The 16,836-nt window shown below is 70.1% G+C and carries 17 protein-coding genes; 7 read left to right on the forward strand and 10 right to left on the reverse strand.

Features of this window, described 5'->3' with window-relative positions:
• Positions 1-108 precede the first annotated feature (108 nt).
• From C8E96_RS18610 to C8E96_RS18620, 3 genes are read left to right on the forward strand one after another with little or no spacing between them, the layout of a single operon-like run.
• Positions 109-1,011, forward strand: coding sequence for a hypothetical protein (locus C8E96_RS18610; RefSeq protein ID WP_133794574.1), 903 nt, complete (start codon positions 109-111; stop codon positions 1,009-1,011).
• The gene (locus C8E96_RS18615; RefSeq protein ID WP_133794576.1) at positions 1,008-2,021 is read left to right on the forward strand and encodes a hypothetical protein; all 1,014 of its coding nucleotides are present in this window, start codon (positions 1,008-1,010) and stop codon (positions 2,019-2,021) included. Before C8E96_RS18610 ends, C8E96_RS18615 begins: the two co-directional genes overlap by 4 nt.
• Positions 2,018-3,019: a hypothetical protein gene (locus C8E96_RS18620; RefSeq protein WP_091371809.1), complete on the forward strand. Its 1,002-nt coding sequence runs from the start codon at positions 2,018-2,020 to the stop codon at positions 3,017-3,019. The genes C8E96_RS18615 and C8E96_RS18620 overlap by 4 nt, the downstream gene beginning before the upstream one ends.
• Here C8E96_RS18620 and lipB read toward each other — a convergent pair.
• The 5 genes from lipB to lpdA all read right to left on the reverse strand — a co-directional run bounded on the left by lipB (position 3,000) and on the right by lpdA (position 8,527).
• Entirely contained in the window at positions 3,000-3,734 is a 735-nt protein-coding gene (lipB, locus tag C8E96_RS18625; protein ID WP_091371806.1) for a lipoyl(octanoyl) transferase LipB, read from the reverse strand. The genes C8E96_RS18620 and lipB overlap by 20 nt on opposite strands.
• Positions 3,735-3,743: 9 nt before the next feature.
• The gene (locus tag C8E96_RS18630) at positions 3,744-4,328 is read right to left on the reverse strand and encodes a phosphatase PAP2 family protein (RefSeq protein WP_091371802.1); all 585 of its coding nucleotides are present in this window, start codon (positions 4,326-4,328) and stop codon (positions 3,744-3,746) included.
• Positions 4,325-5,209 carry a TIGR01777 family oxidoreductase gene (locus C8E96_RS18635; protein ID WP_091371799.1) on the reverse strand — a complete coding sequence of 295 codons (885 nt, stop codon included), beginning with the start codon at positions 5,207-5,209 and terminating at the stop codon, positions 4,325-4,327. The genes C8E96_RS18630 and C8E96_RS18635 overlap by 4 nt, the downstream gene beginning before the upstream one ends.
• Positions 5,210-5,314: 105 nt before the next feature.
• Positions 5,315-7,093 carry a 2-oxoglutarate dehydrogenase, E2 component, dihydrolipoamide succinyltransferase gene (sucB, locus tag C8E96_RS18640; RefSeq protein ID WP_091371797.1) on the reverse strand — a complete coding sequence of 593 codons (1,779 nt, stop codon included), beginning with the start codon at positions 7,091-7,093 and terminating at the stop codon, positions 5,315-5,317.
• A 63-nt stretch (positions 7,094-7,156) separates the two neighbouring features.
• A complete protein-coding gene (gene lpdA / locus C8E96_RS18645; protein ID WP_091371792.1) occupies positions 7,157-8,527 on the reverse strand; it encodes a dihydrolipoyl dehydrogenase in 1,371 nt (456 codons plus the stop codon).
• 173 nt (positions 8,528-8,700) lie between these two features.
• Here lpdA and C8E96_RS18650 point away from each other — a divergent pair, with 173 nt between their 5' ends.
• Positions 8,701-9,027 (forward strand): oxidoreductase, encoded by a 327-nt coding sequence (locus tag C8E96_RS18650; protein ID WP_091372866.1) that lies wholly within the window; start codon positions 8,701-8,703, stop codon positions 9,025-9,027.
• A gap of 43 nt (positions 9,028-9,070) precedes the next feature.
• On the opposite strand, the gene C8E96_RS18655 is transcribed toward C8E96_RS18650, so the two are convergent.
• Complete coding sequence (locus C8E96_RS18655) at positions 9,071-10,561, reverse strand: leucyl aminopeptidase (protein WP_091371789.1); 1,491 nt, start codon at positions 10,559-10,561, stop codon at positions 9,071-9,073.
• A gap of 174 nt (positions 10,562-10,735) precedes the next feature.
• Here C8E96_RS18655 and C8E96_RS18660 point away from each other — a divergent pair, with 174 nt between their 5' ends.
• Complete coding sequence (locus tag C8E96_RS18660; protein ID WP_091371786.1) at positions 10,736-11,932, forward strand: APC family permease; 1,197 nt, start codon at positions 10,736-10,738, stop codon at positions 11,930-11,932.
• A 62-nt stretch (positions 11,933-11,994) separates the two neighbouring features.
• Positions 11,995-13,101: a branched-chain amino acid aminotransferase gene (locus tag C8E96_RS18665; RefSeq protein WP_091371782.1), complete on the forward strand. Its 1,107-nt coding sequence runs from the start codon at positions 11,995-11,997 to the stop codon at positions 13,099-13,101.
• A gap of 116 nt (positions 13,102-13,217) precedes the next feature.
• On the opposite strand, the gene cobS is transcribed toward C8E96_RS18665, so the two are convergent.
• From cobS to C8E96_RS18680, 3 genes are read right to left on the reverse strand one after another with little or no spacing between them, the layout of a single operon-like run.
• Positions 13,218-13,952, reverse strand: a complete 735-nt coding sequence (cobS, locus tag C8E96_RS18670; protein WP_091371778.1) for an adenosylcobinamide-GDP ribazoletransferase — start codon at positions 13,950-13,952, stop codon at positions 13,218-13,220.
• A gap of 4 nt (positions 13,953-13,956) precedes the next feature.
• Complete coding sequence (cobT, locus tag C8E96_RS18675; RefSeq protein ID WP_091371775.1) at positions 13,957-15,012, reverse strand: nicotinate-nucleotide--dimethylbenzimidazole phosphoribosyltransferase; 1,056 nt, start codon at positions 15,010-15,012, stop codon at positions 13,957-13,959.
• Between the two features lie 27 nt (positions 15,013-15,039).
• Entirely contained in the window at positions 15,040-15,570 is a 531-nt protein-coding gene (locus C8E96_RS18680; protein ID WP_091371772.1) for a bifunctional adenosylcobinamide kinase/adenosylcobinamide-phosphate guanylyltransferase, read from the reverse strand.
• Between the two features lie 25 nt (positions 15,571-15,595).
• Here C8E96_RS18680 and C8E96_RS18685 point away from each other — a divergent pair, with 25 nt between their 5' ends.
• Complete coding sequence (locus C8E96_RS18685) at positions 15,596-15,796, forward strand: hypothetical protein (RefSeq protein WP_091371769.1); 201 nt, start codon at positions 15,596-15,598, stop codon at positions 15,794-15,796.
• Between the two features lies 1 nt (position 15,797).
• On the opposite strand, the gene C8E96_RS18690 is transcribed toward C8E96_RS18685, so the two are convergent.
• On the reverse strand, positions 15,798-16,787 hold the full coding sequence (locus C8E96_RS18690; protein ID WP_091371765.1) for an aldo/keto reductase family protein: 990 nt from the start codon (positions 16,785-16,787) through the stop codon (positions 15,798-15,800).
• Between the last annotated feature and the right edge of the window lie 49 nt (positions 16,788-16,836).

Consider the following 16,836-nt stretch of genomic DNA (forward strand, 5'->3'; position numbering starts at 1 on the left):
CCATTTACCGACCGTCCGGCACTATCCGACCCGACTACGGCGATCCTGCTGCGCAACCGCGAACGCCAGCGCAAGATCAACACCTTCGCGTTGGTCGGCAGCAGCGTGATGCTCGTTCCCGCCCTGATCCTGGCCTTGGCGATCGGCGAATTTCGTCCGGTCAGTGCCCCTCAGGTCTTCGTGCTGGCGACGTTTCTCGTGATCCGGCGGCGGACCGTCGGCGGGTTGTCCGCGGGAAAGCGCCTGCTCGCGGAGCAGGCTTGGCGGCCAGTATCGGCACGGGTGGTCCGCGCGGGCCGGTGGTGGCTTGGCTGCCGGATCGAGGTGACTGACGGCGACTCCGTGGGTGTGCTGTTGGTGACTGGATTGACCCGAGCCCATGCCGCGGTGATCGCCCGCACCGGATCGGTCTGGGTGGTGGGGGACGTCATGGGAGTCGCGGTCGTCCGCGTCGACGGATCGCATGAACCTTGGCAGGCGAAGGCGCCGCGTTGGACGCGGTCACCGAGACTGTTCGCCGCCGGCCAGGACCCCACGATGATGCTGGCCCGTCGGATCCAGCGGGCGATGTCTTTGCAGTGGGCGAATCTCGCCTGGTTGCCGATCTTCGTGGCACTGGGTGTTTGGGCGTTTCCGGACCGCCCGTGGGTTGTGGTGGCCTGGGTGCTTCTCTTCGCGGCCGTGATGATCGCAGCCGTTGCTTTTCGGCTCCATCGCCACCCGATGCTGCATCGGCTGCCCGAACTTGTCGAAGCAGGCCCGTGGACGCCCGTTCAGGCGAGCCTTCGGCCGTGGCAGGCGCGGACGGACGACACCGCTCAGGCGTCGGCGGTGATCCGGCTCGCCGATGGGCGGACGATGACCGCCGACATGCGGTCGGCGTCGGTGGACCTGCTCGGGACGGTGTGGGACACCGGCACGCTGTGGTTCGCGGGGGAGCCGGAGCCGGGCAAGACCATGGCCGCGGGGTACCCCGGATACCCGCTGCTGGCCGTGGCGGTGATCCGATGACCGTCGCCTCGCTCCACGAGCCCGCCCAAGATCGGCCCGCTATGGCCGACTTGACGACGGCGATCCTGTTCGACCTGATGCGCCAGCGCGCATGGCGCCTTGTGGCCGCATGCGTCCTCATCGCGGTGGCGATAGGTCCGTTGGCCGCGCTCACGGCTCACGGTCTTGAAGAGAATCCCCCGTACCCGCTGGCGAGCGGTCTCGTCCTCATCTGGATCTTCGCGGCGTTCAACTCACTGTGGATCTTGTGGGTTCCTCGCTCGGCGCCGCTGCTGCGGACGTGGGCTTGGCGCCCGGCGCGAGCCCGTGTGGTGCGGGCGGGACGCCCCTCCTTCACCTCGCTGATCGAGTGCGACGGCGACCTCGTTCTGCGGGTCGACAGGCTGTCCCCTGCACACCACGCGCTCATCGCCCGGACTGGCCGGGTGTGGGTCGTCGGTTGCGACGACAAGGGCTGGGCGGCGGTGCGGGTGGACGGCTCGCACGTGGTGTTCCCAGCGCGGCGGGCCAAGGTGTCGCGGGAAGTGCCCGTGCAGGCGGAAGGCGACGTCACGGCGCTCACTGCCGCGCGGATGCGTTTTGGCGCCACGGCCCAAATCTGCTTACTTTCCGGGGTATTGGCGTGGACGGCGGTGATGCTCGCGCTGGATGTCCGCCTGACCTACTTGGGCAGCATCCTCGGCCTTTCGGTGGCGATGGCGGCCAAGCGACGCTTCTCGCTCGTCGACCGAAAGCTGCCCGCGTTGGTCGCGGACGCTGAGTGGTGTGAGCTGCCGGTCTCGATGAACCCCTGGTTCTGGCGGGAGGACGGCACTTCGACGGCTGAGGGTGTGGTCGCGCTGCCGGACGGTCGCACGCTCGCCCTGCGAATGCCCAACGCCACCGTCGATCTGCTCGGCACCATCTACGAAAGGGGAACAGGATGGTTCTCGGCGCCCCCCGCGAGCGGGAAGACCGTGGCGGTGGGATTCCCCGGGTATCCGCTGCTGGCCGTGGCCACGATCCGATGACCATCACCGAGCCCCGAACCGACCGGCCGGCCATGGCCGACCCGACGACGGCTGCACTGTTCCGCGCGCATCGCCGGGACGGGATCGTCCTGGTCTGCGCCGGACTGCTCCTGCCGTTGTGCGGCTGGTTCATGCTGTCGCTGGACGATGGCGGGTATTCGACGCCACTCATGCTCGGGTTCGGCGTGCTCGGGCTCGTCATCGCCGCGCGGGTCCGACTGTGGGTTCGCTGGCTGCGGCCCGGTGGACAGCTGCTGCGGGCGGAGGCCTGGCGCCCGGTCGCCGCGCGGGTGGCGCGGGCGGGCAGGCCGTGGTGGAACTCGGATGTGCGCCTCGACGATGGCACCGCGCTGCGGGTGACCGAGCTGACTGCCGCCCACCACGCGTTGATCGCGCGAACCGGTCGGGTGTGGGTGGTCGGACCGGACGACTCCGGCTGGGCTGCCCTGCGCGTCGACGGTGTGCGGAATGCGTTGCCCGCCCAACGGATCCGCGGAGCGGTAGGCCAGCCGCCGGTGGCCGGGGACGTGACGGCCCTCGCCGCCGCGCAGCTGCGCGCACGGTCCTTCGTGCCCGTGTGGATCCTTGTCGGCTGGGTGCCGTGGACCGCCTGGTGGATCGCGTCCAGCGGAAGCTGGTCGATCATCGGTTCGCTGATCGGATGGGCAGTCGTGGTCTTCGGCACTCGCGAGCGGCTCCTCGACCGGCATCTGCCCGCGTTCGTGGCGGGTGCCGAGTGGACCCCGTTGGAGGTGACCTTGAAGCCGTGGGGCGTCGGCCAGGGCGGGCACACCCGCGCTGACGGCCGGGTGTGGTTCGCCGACGGGACGTCGTCTCCGCTGTCGATGCCCAACGCGTCGGTCGACCTGCTCGCGGCCGCGCACGAAGCCGAGTCCCTCTGGTTCTCCGAGCGGCCGGAGCCGGGGAAGACCCTGGCGGTGGGGTTCCCCGGCTACCCGCTGCTTGCGATCGCGAAAGTCAGCTCAGTGCGAACGTGACACCGGGGCTGGCGGGCTCCGGCTTGTCCAGCCAGTGGTCGGACACCGCGAGCGCGCCTTCCAGCGCGTCCAAGACCAGTGCGCGGGCCAGGGGGAGCACCTCGGCCACGGTGACCGTGCGGCCCAGTTCCTTCGACAGGGACGTGACACCGGCGTCGCGGATGCCGCAGGGGACGATCCGGTCGAACGCGCCCAGGTCGGCGTCGCAGTTGATCTCGAAGCCGTGCATGGTGACGCCGCGCTGCACGCGGATGCCGATGGCGGCGATCTTGCGTTCCGGGCGGGTCTCGTCGGCGGCCAGCCAGACACCGCTGCGGCCCTCCACGCGGCCCGTGCGCAGGCCCAGCTTGGCGCACACGGCGATGAGGGCTTCCTCGATGCGCCGGACGTACTGCACCACGTCGACCGGGTCGGACAGCATGACGATCGGGTAGCCGACGAGCTGGCCGGGGCCGTGCCAGGTGATCTTGCCGCCGCGGTCGACGTCGATCACCGGGGTGCCGTCGTCGGGGCGCTCGTCGGGCTCGGTGCGCTTGCCCGCGGTGTAGACCGACGGGTGCTCCAGCAGCAGGAGGGTGTCCTCCCCGGTGCCGTCGGCGCGGGCGTGCGCGAGTTCGCGCTGCAGGTCCCAGGCCTCGAGGTAGTCGATGGTGCCGACCTCGCGCACCGAGACCGGTCGGGTGTCGGCGCGACAGGAGATGTTCGCTGTGCTCACCCCGCGACCCTACGCCGTCGGTTTCGGCGCCGGCAGCAGTCGCAGCGCGAGCGCGGTCAGCAGGCCGACGCCGAGGACGCCGAGGGTGGCTCCGACCAGGTCCGTCAGCCAGTGCACGTCGAGGAGCACCCGGCAGAGTGCGGCGAGGACCACAGCCGAGGCCGACACCAGCACCGCCATCCGCACCCGCTCACGGGCCAGCCACGCGCACAGGACCACGGCGGTGAACCCGACCGACGCCACCGATACCACGTGCCCGCTGGGGAAGCTGAAATCCGGGTAGTCCGTCGGCCGGGCCCGCTCGAACAGCGGTTTGACCAGCGACACCGCCCGGCACGCCGCCAGCAGCAGCGCCGCCCGCAGCAGCAACCCGGCCCTGGGGCGCACGAGCGCCGCCGCCACCAGCAGGCCGACCACCGCGACCGCGGGCAGGATCGGCCCGAGCACAACCGTCACGACCGACGCCACCGACCGCAGCCCCAAGCCGTCGCCCGCGGTGTCGGCGACGAACCGGTCGACGTCCGGGACCGGTCCTGACACCACCAGGCCGAGCAGGATGAACGCGATCACCAGCGCCGCACCGAGTGACCTCACTGCCCTTCGACCGCCTCCAGCGCGGCGTCGACAGTGTTGAACGTGAAGGTGAAGCCGTTGTCCAGCAACACCTTCGGCACGACCCGCTGGCTGAGCAGGATCTCGTCGGCCAGGTCGCCCAGCGCGGCTTTGAGCGCGAAGCGCGGCACGGTGAAGGGGGCCGGGCGGTGCTTGACCCGGCCGAACGCGGCGGTGAACTCGGCGTTCGTCGCGGGCGTCGGACCGGCCAGGTTGACTGGCCCGGCGACATCGCCGCCCAGCAGGAACACCAGCCCGCCGATGTGGTCGTCGAGGTGGATCCACGGCATGTACTGCTCGCCGCTGCCGAGCTTGCCGCCCAGCGCCAGGGCGAACAGCGGGCGCAGCGGCCCGAGCAGGCCGCCCTTGCGCGACAGGACCGACGCGGTGCGGGCCAGCACGACCCGGGTGCCCGCCGCCTTCGCGGGCTCCGTGGCGGCCTCCCAGTGCGCGCACAGCTCGGCGAGGAATCCGCGGCCGACCGGCGCGGACTCGTCGACCGTCGAGGCGCCCGTGTCGCCGTAGACGCCGACCGCCGAGGCGTTGATCAACACCGGCACACCGGTCTCGGCGATCTTCGCCGCCAGCACCTCGGTGGGCTCGATCCGGCTGTCGAGCAGCACCTGCTTGCGCGCCTGGCTCCACCGCCGGTCGCCGATGCCCACGCCGCACAGGTTGACCACCGCGTCGACGCCGTCGAGCACGCCGGAGTCCATCCGGCCCGCGGGCGGATCCCACTCGCGCTCGTCGGGCGCGTGCGGGGTGCGGCGGACCAGCCGGAGCACCTCGTGCCCGTCCTTGCGGAGCCTGGCGACGAGTGCGGTCCCGATGAGGCCGGACGAACCGGCGACGACTACGCGCATGACCCGATCGTGCCGAATATCCCAAAGGGACGCTTGATCGGGTGGGCCGCTAACGCCGCTGGGCCGCCCCGGTCGGGACGGCCCAGCGGTGTGGAACGGGTGTTCTCAGAGGCCGAGTTCGCTCTCGAACGCGCCCTCTTCCAGGCGGTTCTTGACCGCGGTGAGGAAGCGGCCCGCGTCGGCACCGTCGACCAGGCGGTGGTCATAGGTCAGCGCGAGGTAGACCATCGAGCGGACGGCGATCGTGTCGTCGCCGTTCTCGTCGGTCAGCACCACGGGCCGCTTGACGACCAGGCCGACGCCCAGGATGCCGACCTGCGGCAGCTGGATAATCGGCGAGTCCCACAGCGCGCCCTGGCTGCCCAGGTTGGTCAGGTTGAACGTCGCGCCGAACAGCTCGTCCGGGGTGACCTTGTTCGCCCTGGTGCGCTCCGCGACATCGGCGATCTTGTGCGCGAGGCCCGCGATGTTCAGCCCGCCCGCGTCGCGGATGGCCGGGGTCAGCAGACCGCGGTCGGTGTCCACGGCGATGCCGAGGTTCTCCGTGCCGTGGTAGGTGACCTCGGTGCCGTCCTCGCTGATCGAGGCGTTGAGCTTCGGGTGCTGCTTGAGCGCCTCGACGGTCGCCTTGGCGAAGAACGGCAGGAACGTCAGCTTGACGCCCTCACGCTGCTCGAACGCGGACTTGGCCTTGGACCGCAGCTTCGCGATCTTGGTGACGTCGACCTCGACGACCTGGGTGAGCTGGGCCGCGGTCTGCAGCGACTCGACCATGCGGCGCGAGACCGTCTGGCGCAGTCGCGACATCTTCTGCGTCGTGCCGCGCAGCGAGGAGTCCGGCCCGGTGGGGGCCTTGCTCGCGGCGGGCGCGGCGGCGGGGGCCGCGGCGGCGGGCTTGGGCGCCTTGGCCGCCTCAGCGGCTTCCAGGACGTCCTGCTTGCGGATGCGGCCGCCGACGCCGGTGCCCTTCACCGACGCGAGGTCGATGTTGTTCTCCGCCGCGAGCTTGCGCACGAGCGGGGTCACGTAGGGGGCGTTGTCGTTGGCGGGCGCGCTCACCGGGGGAGCGGCCGGAGCCTGCTGCGCTGGAGCCTGCTGGGCCGGAGCCGCCGGGGCGGGCGCGGGCGCTTCCTGGGCGGGCGGCGCCTGCTGAACCGGGGGAGCCTGCTTGGGCGCCTCAGGCTCAGGGGCCTTGGCCGGAGCCGGGGCCTCCGCCGGAGCGGCGCCCGCCGCCCCGATGACGCCGAGCTTGCCGCCCACGTCGACCGTGGTGTCCTCGCCCGCGGTGATCTCGAGCAGGGTGCCCGCGACCGGCGACGGGATCTCGGTGTCGACCTTGTCGGTGGACACCTCCAGCAGCGGCTCGTCGACCTCGACGGTCTCGCCGACCTGCTTGAGCCAGCGGGTGACGGTGCCCTCGGTGACGCTCTCGCCCAGCGCGGGCATGGTCACGTCGGTGCCCTTGCCGTTGCCGGTGGGGGCGTCCTGGTCGGGCGCGGGGCCTTCGGTCGCCCCCGAGGAAGGCTCCGCCTCGGCCTGTGGAGCGGGCTCAGGAGCGGGCTGCTCGGTGGACGGCTCGTCGACCGTGGACTGCTCCTGAGCGGGTTGCTCGGGAGCCTGCTGCTCGGAAGACCCGGAATCAGCGGATCCGTCGCCGATCACCGCGAGCTCGGCGCCCACGGCGACGGTCTCGTCCTCCTGCGCGACGATCTTCTGCAGGGTGCCCGCGACCGGCGACGGGATCTCGGTGTCGACCTTGTCGGTCGACACCTCCAGCAACGGCTCGTCGACCTCGACGGTGTCGCCCTCTTGCTTGAGCCACCGGGTGACGGTGCCTTCGGTGACGCTCTCCCCGAGCGCCGGCATCTCTACGGAGAACGCCATGGTTTCGTGGACTCCTCGTGCTTTTCTGCGTTTGGCTGACTGGTGGGCTGAGCCGTCCGGCGGTCAGCCGTGCACGTGCAGGGGCTTGCCCGCCAGAGCGAGGAAGGCCTCGCCCATGGCTTCGTTCTGGGTGGGGTGCGCGTGGATGAGCGGCGCGACGTCCTCCGGGTAGGCCTCCCAGCTGTAGATCAGCTGGGCCTCCCCGATGAGTTCGCCGACCCGCTCGCCGACCATGGTCACGCCGACGACGGGGCCGTCGGGCGCCTTGATCAGCTTGATGCCGCCGCTGGTCTTGAGGATCTGGCTCTTGCCGTTGCCCGCGAGGTTGTAGACCAGCGTCTCGGCGGAGCCGTACTTCTCCTTGGCCTGCGCCTCGGACAGGCCGACCGAGGCCACCTCCGGGTTGCAGTAGGTGACCTTGGGGATGCCCGCCTCGTCGATCACCTTCGGGTTGAGCCCGGCGATCTCCTCGGCGATGAAGATGCCCTGCTGGAAGCCGCGGTGGGCCAGCTGCAGGCCGGGGACCAGGTCGCCGACCGCGAAGACGTTGGGCAGGTTGGTGCGCAGCCGCTCGTCGGTCAGGACGAAGCCGCGGTCCATCTTGACCCCGGCCTCCTCGTAGCCCATGCCCGAGCTGCTGGGGCCGCGGCCGACCGCGACGAGCAGCAGGTCGGCGTCGAAGGTCTCGCCGGACTCCAGCGAGACGGTGACGGCGGCGTCGGTCTGGGTGGCGCCACTGAAGCGGACGCCGGTCTTGAACTTGATGCCGCGCTTGCGGAACGCGCGCTCGACCTGCTTGGAGGCCCACTCGTCCTCCAGCGGGACCAGCCGGGGCAGCGCCTCGACGATGGTCACGTCGGCGCCGAAGGAGCGCCACACGCTGGCGAACTCGACGCCGATGACGCCGCCGCCCAGGACGACGACCTTCTCCGGCACGTAGTCGAGGCTGAGCGCCTGGTCGCTGGTGACGATGCGGCCGCCGATGTCGAGACCGGGCAGCGTCTTGGCGTACGAGCCGGTGGCCAGCACGACGTTCTTGCCGGTGTAGCGGGTGCCGCCGACCTCGACGGTGTTCGGGCCGACGAACTTGCCCTCACCCTCCACAAGGGTCACCTTGTTGGCCTTGACCAGGCCCAGCAGGCCCTTGTGCAGGCCCGCGACGATGCCGTCCTTGTAGCTGTTGACACCGTTCATGTCGATGCCCTCGAGCGAGGTCTTCACACCGAACTGGTCGCCCTCGCGCGCGATGTCGGCGACCTCAGCGGCGTGCAGCAGCGCCTTGGTCGGAATGCAGCCTCGGTGCAGGCAGGTTCCACCGACCTTGTCCTTCTCGATCAGGATGACGGAAAGTCCTAGCCCGGCCGCGCGGAACGCGCAGGCGTAGCCTCCGGACCCGCCTCCCAGGATCACCAGGTCAGCGGAGGTGTCAGTCACGGGGTCTCCTCGACAAGCGACAGCGTTGTTTTCCGGTGGGCGCGGCGTCGCGGACGACGGCTCGCCACCACACGCCATCTTGTCACTATGGGAGGCAGGCTTGCGAGGTGGCCGGGGGTCTCGGGCCATTCACCGGGACAATGGACGCAGACGAGGTTTCGGAGGTGGCGGACATGGGGGTTTTCGACTCCCTGCGGCGCAAGCGCAAGCCGGGCGTGCTGCGCGGTGCGACCAAGGAGGACACGAGTCACCTGGACGAGTGGGCGGCCAGCCGCACCGGCGTCGAGGCGTACGTGGAACCCAGGACGAACGTGACGGACACGACAATCGTGCTGGTCGCCCACGACGGCGAGTGGACCCGGCGGCGCATCGCCGACCCGGAGGCCGCCTTCGCCTTCGCCAAGAAGCGCGCCATGCCGATCTACGAGGTCGCCAAGGTCGGCTACCCACAACGCATGCGCGACTACATGGCCCGCCAGAAACGCGAAGGCCGCCCCTGACTCCCGTACCCCGCCATCGGCGATGGCGGGGTACGGCGCGGGGTCAGCCGTTGGCGGCGATGTCGGCCAGGACGGCGGCGAGGGTGCGGACGGGGAGACCCGTGCCGCCGGAGGACGTGTAGCCCCACGGCTCGCCGGTGTTGTAGGCCGGACCCGCGCAGTCGATGTGCGCCCACGGGGTGCCCTCGGAGACGAACTCGCGCAGGAAGACGCCCGCGGCGAGCATGCCGCCCCAGCGGTGGCCGGTGACGTTGGCCAGGTCGGCCAGGCGGGAATCGAGGTCGGCCCGCAGCTCCTCGGGCAGCGGCATCGCCCAGCCACCCTCACCGGTGGCCTGCGCGATGCCCGCGACGCGGTCGCGGAACTCGTCGGAGCCCATGATCCCGCAGGTCCGGGTGCCCAGGGCGACCAGCTGCGCGCCGGTCAGCGTCGACGTCTCGATCAGGTAGTCGGGGTTGTCCTCGCACGCGCGCACGATCGCGTCGGACAGGATCAGGCGGCCCTCGGCGTCGGTGTTGAGGATCTCGACGGTCTTGCCGCCGTACATCGTCAGCACGTCGCCCGGGCGGTAGGCGGCGCCCGAGGGCATGTTCTCCGCCATCGGCACGGTCGCGGTGATCTCCAGCGGGTACTTGAGCTTCGCGGCGAGGACGACCGTGGCGATCACGGCGGCGGCGCCGCTCATGTCGGAGGTCATCTGCTCCATGTGCAGCGCGGGCTTGATCGAGATGCCGCCGGTGTCGAAGGTGATGCCCTTGCCGACGAGCGCGACCTTCTTCTTCGCCTTCGGGCCCTTGTAGGTGAGCCGGACCAGGCGCGGCTGGCGGGTCGAGCCGGTGCCGACGCCCAGGATGCCGCCGAAGCCGCCCTTGCGCAGCGCCTTCTCGTCGAGGATCTCCACGTCGACGCCCACGGCCTTGGCCAGCGCGGCGGCCTTCTCGGCGAACGACGCGGGGAACAGGTCGTTGGGCGGGGTGTTCACGAAGTCGCGGGCCGTCGCGACGGCCTCGGCGATCGCGGTCGCGGCCTTGAGGGTCGCGCGGTGGTCCTTCGCGTCGCCCTCAGCGGGGCTGGCCAGGTCGACCTTCGCGAGCTGGCCGTTCTTCGGCTCCGACTTGTATCCGGTGAACCGGTAGGCGCCCAGGACGGTGCCCTCCACGGCGGCGTGCAGGTCGACGCTGGAGAGCGTCGTCGCGACCCGCTTGCTGTCGGAGAGGGAGCGGGTGGCCGCACCGGAGGCGCGCCGCACCTGCTCGGCGGTGATGTCACCGTCGACCTTGCCCATGCCCGCGGCCACGACGAGGGCGGCGGGCAGCTTGCCCAGCGTCGGGAGCTTGACGACCTCGCCCGCCTTGCCGGTCGCGCCCAGGGTGCTCAGCAGGTCGGTCAGCGAACCGTCGAACGCCGCGTCCACCAACTCGCCGCCGGGGGCGAGCGCGACGCCCGCACCGTTCTGCACGGTGCCGATCACGATGGCGTCGACGGTGGCCTCGGACACCGGCGCGGTGGCCAGGGCCAGCTTGGGGGCGGTCACAGATGTGCTCCTCGGTCGTTCGGAAGGCTCGGGGGGAGTCCTTGTGGGGAACCCGGGCCTGCCTGATCAGGCGGGTCGGCTTGACCAGGTGGTGACGAATGCTAACGACTTGCCGAGGGGATTCAGCCGGCAGGCCGATGGAGATTTGGCAACCGGTCTGGCACGGTTGTGCCCGTGACAGCGATGGGACAGCAGGTGGCGAGGGCCGTCGGGACACCTCTCGGCACGGTCGCCGGGATGCTCGGCGCGGGTGCGCTCGTGGTCGTGTCGCCCGCCGTCGGCGCGGCCGGATGGTGGTCGGTGGCCGGGCTCGCGCTCGCTGTCCTCGTCGCTTCCCTGACCGCTGTCTCGGTTGCCGACTTGACCGCCGCTTCCGCGGATCAGAGCGGGTATCTGCACGTCAGGGACCGGCTCGGAGTCTGGCCGAGCCGACTCGCGGGCGTACTCGGACTGACCGGGCGGGTGGTGGCGATGGCCGCCGTCGCGAACATGATCACCGCGTATGTCGCGCCGACCGGATCCGCCGGGACCATCGGAGTTTTCACCGTCTGCGTGATCTACGCGGGCCACGCGAACGGCTTCTGGCGCCTGGCTCCGATCTGGCGCGCGGCAGCTGTTGTGTTGATCGTCACAATTGGCCTCCTGGTCGCGGTGGGCCTCTCGATCCACCCGGCCGAGCACCACGCAATCACCCAGCCGGGTGTCGCTGGATCGAATGAAGCCACGGGCATCCTCACGGCTGCGGGAGTGTTCTTCTTCGCCTTCATCGGACTGGATCGACAGCAGGCCGGGAGGGCGCGCACACGGGTGGTGTCGATCATGGCCGCCGCCGTGGGACTGCTGCTCGTCCTGCTGGTGGCGCTGCGCCAACTCGGTGGCCCGCGACTGGCGCTCTCGCCCGCCCCGCTGCGGGACACGCTCGCCGCCGCGGACGCCTCCTCCCTCGGCGTCCTGCTCGCCATCGGCCTGCTCGCCGGCGGGATCCTCGCGCTCTACGCGTTGGTGGAAGGCGCGATGGAATTCGCCCGCGACATGCGCGCGACCGGGGACCTCCCGGCGGGCGGACTGCTCGGCCCCCTCGTCGTCGTCAGCGCGGGCGCGGCCGCGGTGGCCGAGTTCGTCCCCACGGGCCACATCGTGGCGCTGGCGGCGTGTCTGGTGCTCGTGTCCTACGCGTTCGTCAACTCGGCCGCCCGCTCGTTGTGCCGGGCCCAGCGGTCCACGTGGATACGCACTGGCTGCTGCGGGCTCGCCCTATCGGTCATCGTGGCGGTCAACATCAGCGTGGTCTCGTTGCTCAGCGCGGTCGCAGTGGTGCTCGTGGGCACACTCCTGTGCACGCTGAGTGCACGAAAGGCTGATCGCGCTTAGTAGCACGTCCAAAGGTCGGGATACCGATTTTCCCGTCGGCGCGGGGGAGATACCGTTCTCCTATGACGCCTACGTTGCCGTTCACACGGACTCCCAACCCCCAGCCGGCCACCCCGGAAAGGGTTGCGGAGGTACTGGCCAAGCCAGGCTTCGGGCAGCACTTCACCGACCACATGGTGACGATTCGCTACTCCCGCGAGCACGGCTGGCATGACGCCCGGGTCGAGCCCTACAGCCCGATCACACTCGACCCTTCCGCGATGGTCCTGCACTACGGTCAGGCGATCTTCGAAGGCCTCAAAGCCTATCGGCAGCCCGACGGCTCGATCGCGTCGTTCCGGCCCGAGGCCAACGCCGAACGATTCCGCGCCTCCGCGCGCCGGATCGCTATGCCGGAGCTGCCGGATGAACTGTTCCTCGAGTCGATCAAGGAGCTGGTCTCCATTGACTCGCGGTGGGTTCCCGCCGCCGACGAAGAGTCGCTGTACCTGCGGCCGTTCATGATTTCCACCGAGGCTGGCTTGGGGGTGCGACCCGCGTCGGAATACCTGTACGTGTTGATCGCCTCGCCCGCCGGGTCCTATTTCGCCGGCGGTATCAAGCCGGTGACGGTGTGGCTGTCGACGGAGTACGTGCGGGCGGCGCCGGGCGGTACCGGTGCGGCGAAGTTCGCGGGCAATTACGCGGCTTCGCTGGTGGCGCAGGCGCAGGCGGCCGCGGAGGGCTGCGATCAGGTCGTCTGGCTCGACGCCGTCGAGCGGCGGTGGGTGGAAGAGATGGGCGGCATGAATCTCTTCTTCGTCTTCGGCGACCGCATTGTGACGCCCGAGCTTTCCGGCGCCCTGCTTCCGGGGATCACCCGGGATTCACTGCTGCAGTTGGCTGTGGATCTTGGATGTACCGTTGAGGAGCGGCGGATTTCCACTGAGGAGTGGGAGAAGAAGGCCGAGTCCGGTGAGCTGACTGAGGTGTTCGCTTGCGGCACCGCCGCTGTGATCACTCCAGTGGGGCATGTCAAGCACGCCGGCGGCACGTTCAGCATTTCCGGTGGTGCGACTGGGTCTGTTACTTCTCGCCTTCGTTCTGCGCTGACTTCGTTGCAGCGCGGGGCCTCCGATTCGCATGGATGGATGTCCACGCTTGTGGAGCCCTCTGCTTCGGCTGAGTAGCCCCTCTTTTTCAGTGTGACTATGCCGGGGATGAGTTTGTCAAGGCGGGAAAGATGCCTTGACAAACTCATCCCCGGCATGTTTTTGCTTTGGAGAGGGGCGGGGTGGGGTCTGGGCTACTGGGCCAGTGTCGTTGTTATCAGGACTATCGTGGTTGTTAGTTCACAGGTGGCGCCCAGTGTGTCTCCGGTTATGCCGCCGAATCTTTTTATGGTGTGGCGGATGAGGAGAGTGGCTGTGGTGGCGGCTATTGCGATTGCTGTGGGGGCGAGCCAATAGTTGTTGGGGATCGCTTGGGTGGCCGCGGCTGTCAGTAGTGCCAGCCAGGTTGCCGGGATCCACCAGGGTTGGGTGGCGGCTACCAGGGCTCCCAGGCCTTCTGGTCTGGCTGGTTTCAGGCCCTTGAGGCAGCACGCGGCGAAGGCAGTTCTTCCGGCGGTGATGGCCAGGACCACCGCGAGCCAGCGTTCTGGTGTGAGGGCAGCGAATGCTGCTGCCTGTGCGCCTAGGACGACTATCAGGGTGACTACGGCGAAGGGGCCCGCGCCGCCGTCTTTCATGACCGCCAAGGCCCGTTCCGGGGGGCCGTAACAGCCGAGGCCGTCCGCGGTGTCCGCCAAGCCGTCGAGGTGCATTCCCCTGGTGGCCAAGGCCATGAAGCCGACCGTCACCAGGCCCGCCAACAGTGGGGGCATTCCCGCCTTGTGGGCGGCGTAGAGCAGGCCCGCTGCCGCGAGGCCTAGCAGCAGGCCGACAACGGGGGCGACCGCGATCGCTGTGCGTGCGGCTGAACGGTCGACCTTGTTCGTGTGGAACGGGAGGACCGTCAGCCAGGACAGCGCGAGCCGCATCCGACTACTCCGGCCGCTCGGTGACTCCGGCGTCGGTGAAGGTGGCCATTTCGGCCAGGATGCGGGTCGCCATGGTGACCAGGGGGATCGCCGCGGCGGCGCCGGAGCCCTCGCCCAAGCGCATGTCCATCTCCAGCAGGGGAGTGAGGTTGAGCTTGTCCAAGACCAGGGTGTGGGCGGGCTCGACCGAACGGTGGCCCGCGACCCACCACAGGGACGATCCCCAAGCCAGCTCCTCGGCGACCAAAGCGGCCGCGCCCGCGACGACGCCGTCGAGGATGACCGGGGTGCGGCGGACCGCGGCTTGGGCCAGGAAGGCGGCCATGGCGGCGATGTCGGCGCCACCCGCGGTGCGCAGAAGGGCGACCGGGTCGGCGCTGACCCTGCGGGCCCGGCGCAGGCCGTCGCGGATGGCCGTGGCCTTGCGCATCCATCCCTGGTCGTCGATGCCGGTGCCGCGGCCCACCACGGCGACCGGCTCGGCGCCGGTGAGGGCGGCGATCAGGATGGCGGACGGGGTGGTGTTGCCGATGCCCATGTCGCCCGCCACCAGCAGGTCCGCGCCGCCGTCGATCTCCTCGTCGGCGATGGCCCGGCCCGCGGTGATGGCGGCTTCGACCTCGTCCTGGGTGAGCGCGTCCTCGCGGTCCACCGAGCCCGATGACCGTCGCACCTTGTGGGCGGTGACCTGCTCGGGCAGGCCTTCGCCATCCGAGTCCACCGCCATGTCCACGACCCGCACCGTGGCGCCGGCCTGGGCGGCGAGGACGTTGATGGCGGCGCCGCCGGTGAGGAAGTTCGCGACCATCTGCGCGGTCACTTCGCTCGGGTAGGCCGACACGCCGTGCTTGGCGATGCCGTGGTCGCCCGCGAACACCACGATGCGGGGGCGGGTGAACGGCTTCGGCGGGCACACACCCTGGCAGGACGCGACCCAGACGCCGAGTTCCTCCAGTTTGCCGAGCGCCCCGAGCGGCTTCGTCAGGGTCTCGTGCCTGGCCACGGCCTCGCGGCGGGCGGCGTCGCTGGGGGGATCGACGGACGGGAACACGGTGCTCACCGCGAGCTACCTCCGGGTGTCAGGAACTCACTTCAGCCGCAGCGGCAGACCCGCGACCAGGAGCAGCACCTCGGTGCACACCTCGGCCAGGGACGCGTTGACCGCTCCGAGCTCGTCGCGGAAGAGCCTGCCAGAGCGGGTCTCCGGGATGACACCCAGGCCGACCTCCGCCGAGACGATCACCAGCCGGGCCGCGCAGTGCGCTACGGCGGTGACCAGCCGGTCGCGCTCCGGGGTCAGATCGACGGTGTTCTCCCAGGCCCGGGCGTCGTCGAGAGCGCCGGTGAGCCAGGTCGCGATGTCGTCGACAAGCAGCGGCGGGTCGTCGGGGCGAGCCGCGTCAAGGGCCGCCACCAAGGCGTCCGTGTCCGGTGTCTCCACCGTGCGCCACGACGCCGGACGGGAGGCGATGTGCCGGTCGATCCGGGCGTCCCAGTCGGCGTCGCCGTCGATGCGCCGGGCGGTCGCCAGGTAGGTGGCCTCGGTGCCGGGCAGCAGGCCTTCGGCGTGCGCCGACTTTCCCGAGCGCGCGCCGCCCAGCACAAGGGTCCTGTTCACGGCGCGGCACGTTACCGTTGGTGGCGTGAGCTTCCGCTGGCGGTACGAGAACGCTTCAGGCACCGAGGTCGAGGGACCCGACAAGGCCTTCGACGACCAGGCCGAGGCCGAGGAGTGGTTCAGCGCGACTTGGCCGCAACTCCTCGACCTCGGGGTCGATCAGGTCTTCCTGCTGGAGGGCGCCAACCAGGTCTACGGACCGATGAGCCTGCACCCGCCCGCCTGACTCAGGGAGTCTGGGTCATCCGAGGATCGCGCTCGATCACGCCATCGAGCACGTCGTCGATCTTGGCCAACAGGTCGGCGTCGAGCTTGACCCCGGCCGCCTTGACGTTCTCGGTGACCTGTTCGGGCCGCGAGGCGCCGATGATCGCCGACGCGACGTTCGGGTTCTGCAGGACCCACGCCACCGCCAGCTGGGCCAGGGAGAGATCCGCTTCCTTAGCCAGCGGCTCCAGGTTCTGCACCGCGGTCAGGACGTCGTCGCGCAGCCAGCGGGAGATCATGTTATTGCCGCCGGACTCGTCGGTCGCCCGCGACCCGGCGGGCAGCTCCGCGCCCGGCTTGTACTTGCCGGTGAGCACGCCCTGCGCGATCGGCGACCACACGATCTGCGAGATGCCCTCCCGCTCACACGCGGGCACGACCTGCTCCTCGATGACCCGCCACAGCATCGAGTACTGCGGCTGGCTGGAGATCAGCGGGACGTTGAGCTCACGGGCCAGCGCCGCGCCCCGGGTGATCTGCTCGGCGGTCCACTCCGAGACACCGACGTAGAGGACCTTGCCCTGCCGCACGAGGTCGGCGAAGGCGAGCATCGTCTCCTCCAGCGGCACGGTCCGGTCGTACCGGTGCGCCTGGTAGAGGTCGACGTAGTCGGTCTCGAGCCTGCGCAGCGAGGCGTGCGCGGACTCCATGATGTGCTTGCGGCCCAAGCCCTTGTCGTTGGGGCCGCCGGGTCCGGTCGGCCAGAAGACCTTGGTGAAGATCTCCAGCCCCTCGCGGCGCTCACCCTTGAGAGCGCGCCCGAGGACGGACTCCGCTTTCGTGTTGGCGTAGACGTCGGCGGTGTCGAACGTGGTGATGCCCGAGTCGAGGGCGGCCCGCACACACGCGTGTGCCGCGTCTTCCTCCACTTGGGACCCGTGGGTCAGCCAGTTGCCGTACGAGATCTCACTGACATTGAGGCCACTGCGGCCGAGGCGACGAAACTCCATGAAGCAAACCTACTTCGCATTGCTAAGTAGCTGCCACTCGTTTCGCCCG

Source organism: Actinokineospora alba (genome assembly GCF_004362515.1).
GTDB lineage: Bacteria > Actinomycetota > Actinomycetes > Mycobacteriales > Pseudonocardiaceae > Actinokineospora > Actinokineospora alba.

Bases quoted from the DNA above. Each gene is read 5' to 3' on its own strand.
- C8E96_RS18635 (WP_091371799.1), bottom strand. From the start codon at position 5,209: ATGCGCGTAGTCGTCGCCGGTTCGTCCGGCCTCATCGGGACCGCACTC.
- C8E96_RS18650 (WP_091372866.1), top strand. From the start codon at position 8,701: ATGGGGGTTTTCGACTCCCTGCGGCGCAAGCGCAAGCCGGGCGTGCTG.
- C8E96_RS18690 (WP_091371765.1), bottom strand. From the start codon at position 16,787: ATGGAGTTTCGTCGCCTCGGCCGCAGTGGCCTCAATGTCAGTGAGATC.
- cobS (WP_091371778.1), bottom strand. From the start codon at position 13,952: ATGCGGCTCGCGCTGTCCTGGCTGACGGTCCTCCCGTTCCACACGAAC.
- C8E96_RS18615 (WP_133794576.1), top strand. From the start codon at position 1,008: ATGACCGTCGCCTCGCTCCACGAGCCCGCCCAAGATCGGCCCGCTATG.
- C8E96_RS18620 (WP_091371809.1), top strand. From the start codon at position 2,018: ATGACCATCACCGAGCCCCGAACCGACCGGCCGGCCATGGCCGACCCG.
- C8E96_RS18665 (WP_091371782.1), top strand. From the start codon at position 11,995: ATGACGCCTACGTTGCCGTTCACACGGACTCCCAACCCCCAGCCGGCC.
- C8E96_RS18610 (WP_133794574.1), top strand. From the start codon at position 109: ATGCTCGTTCCCGCCCTGATCCTGGCCTTGGCGATCGGCGAATTTCGT.
- sucB (WP_091371797.1), bottom strand. From the start codon at position 7,093: ATGGCGTTCTCCGTAGAGATGCCGGCGCTCGGGGAGAGCGTCACCGAA.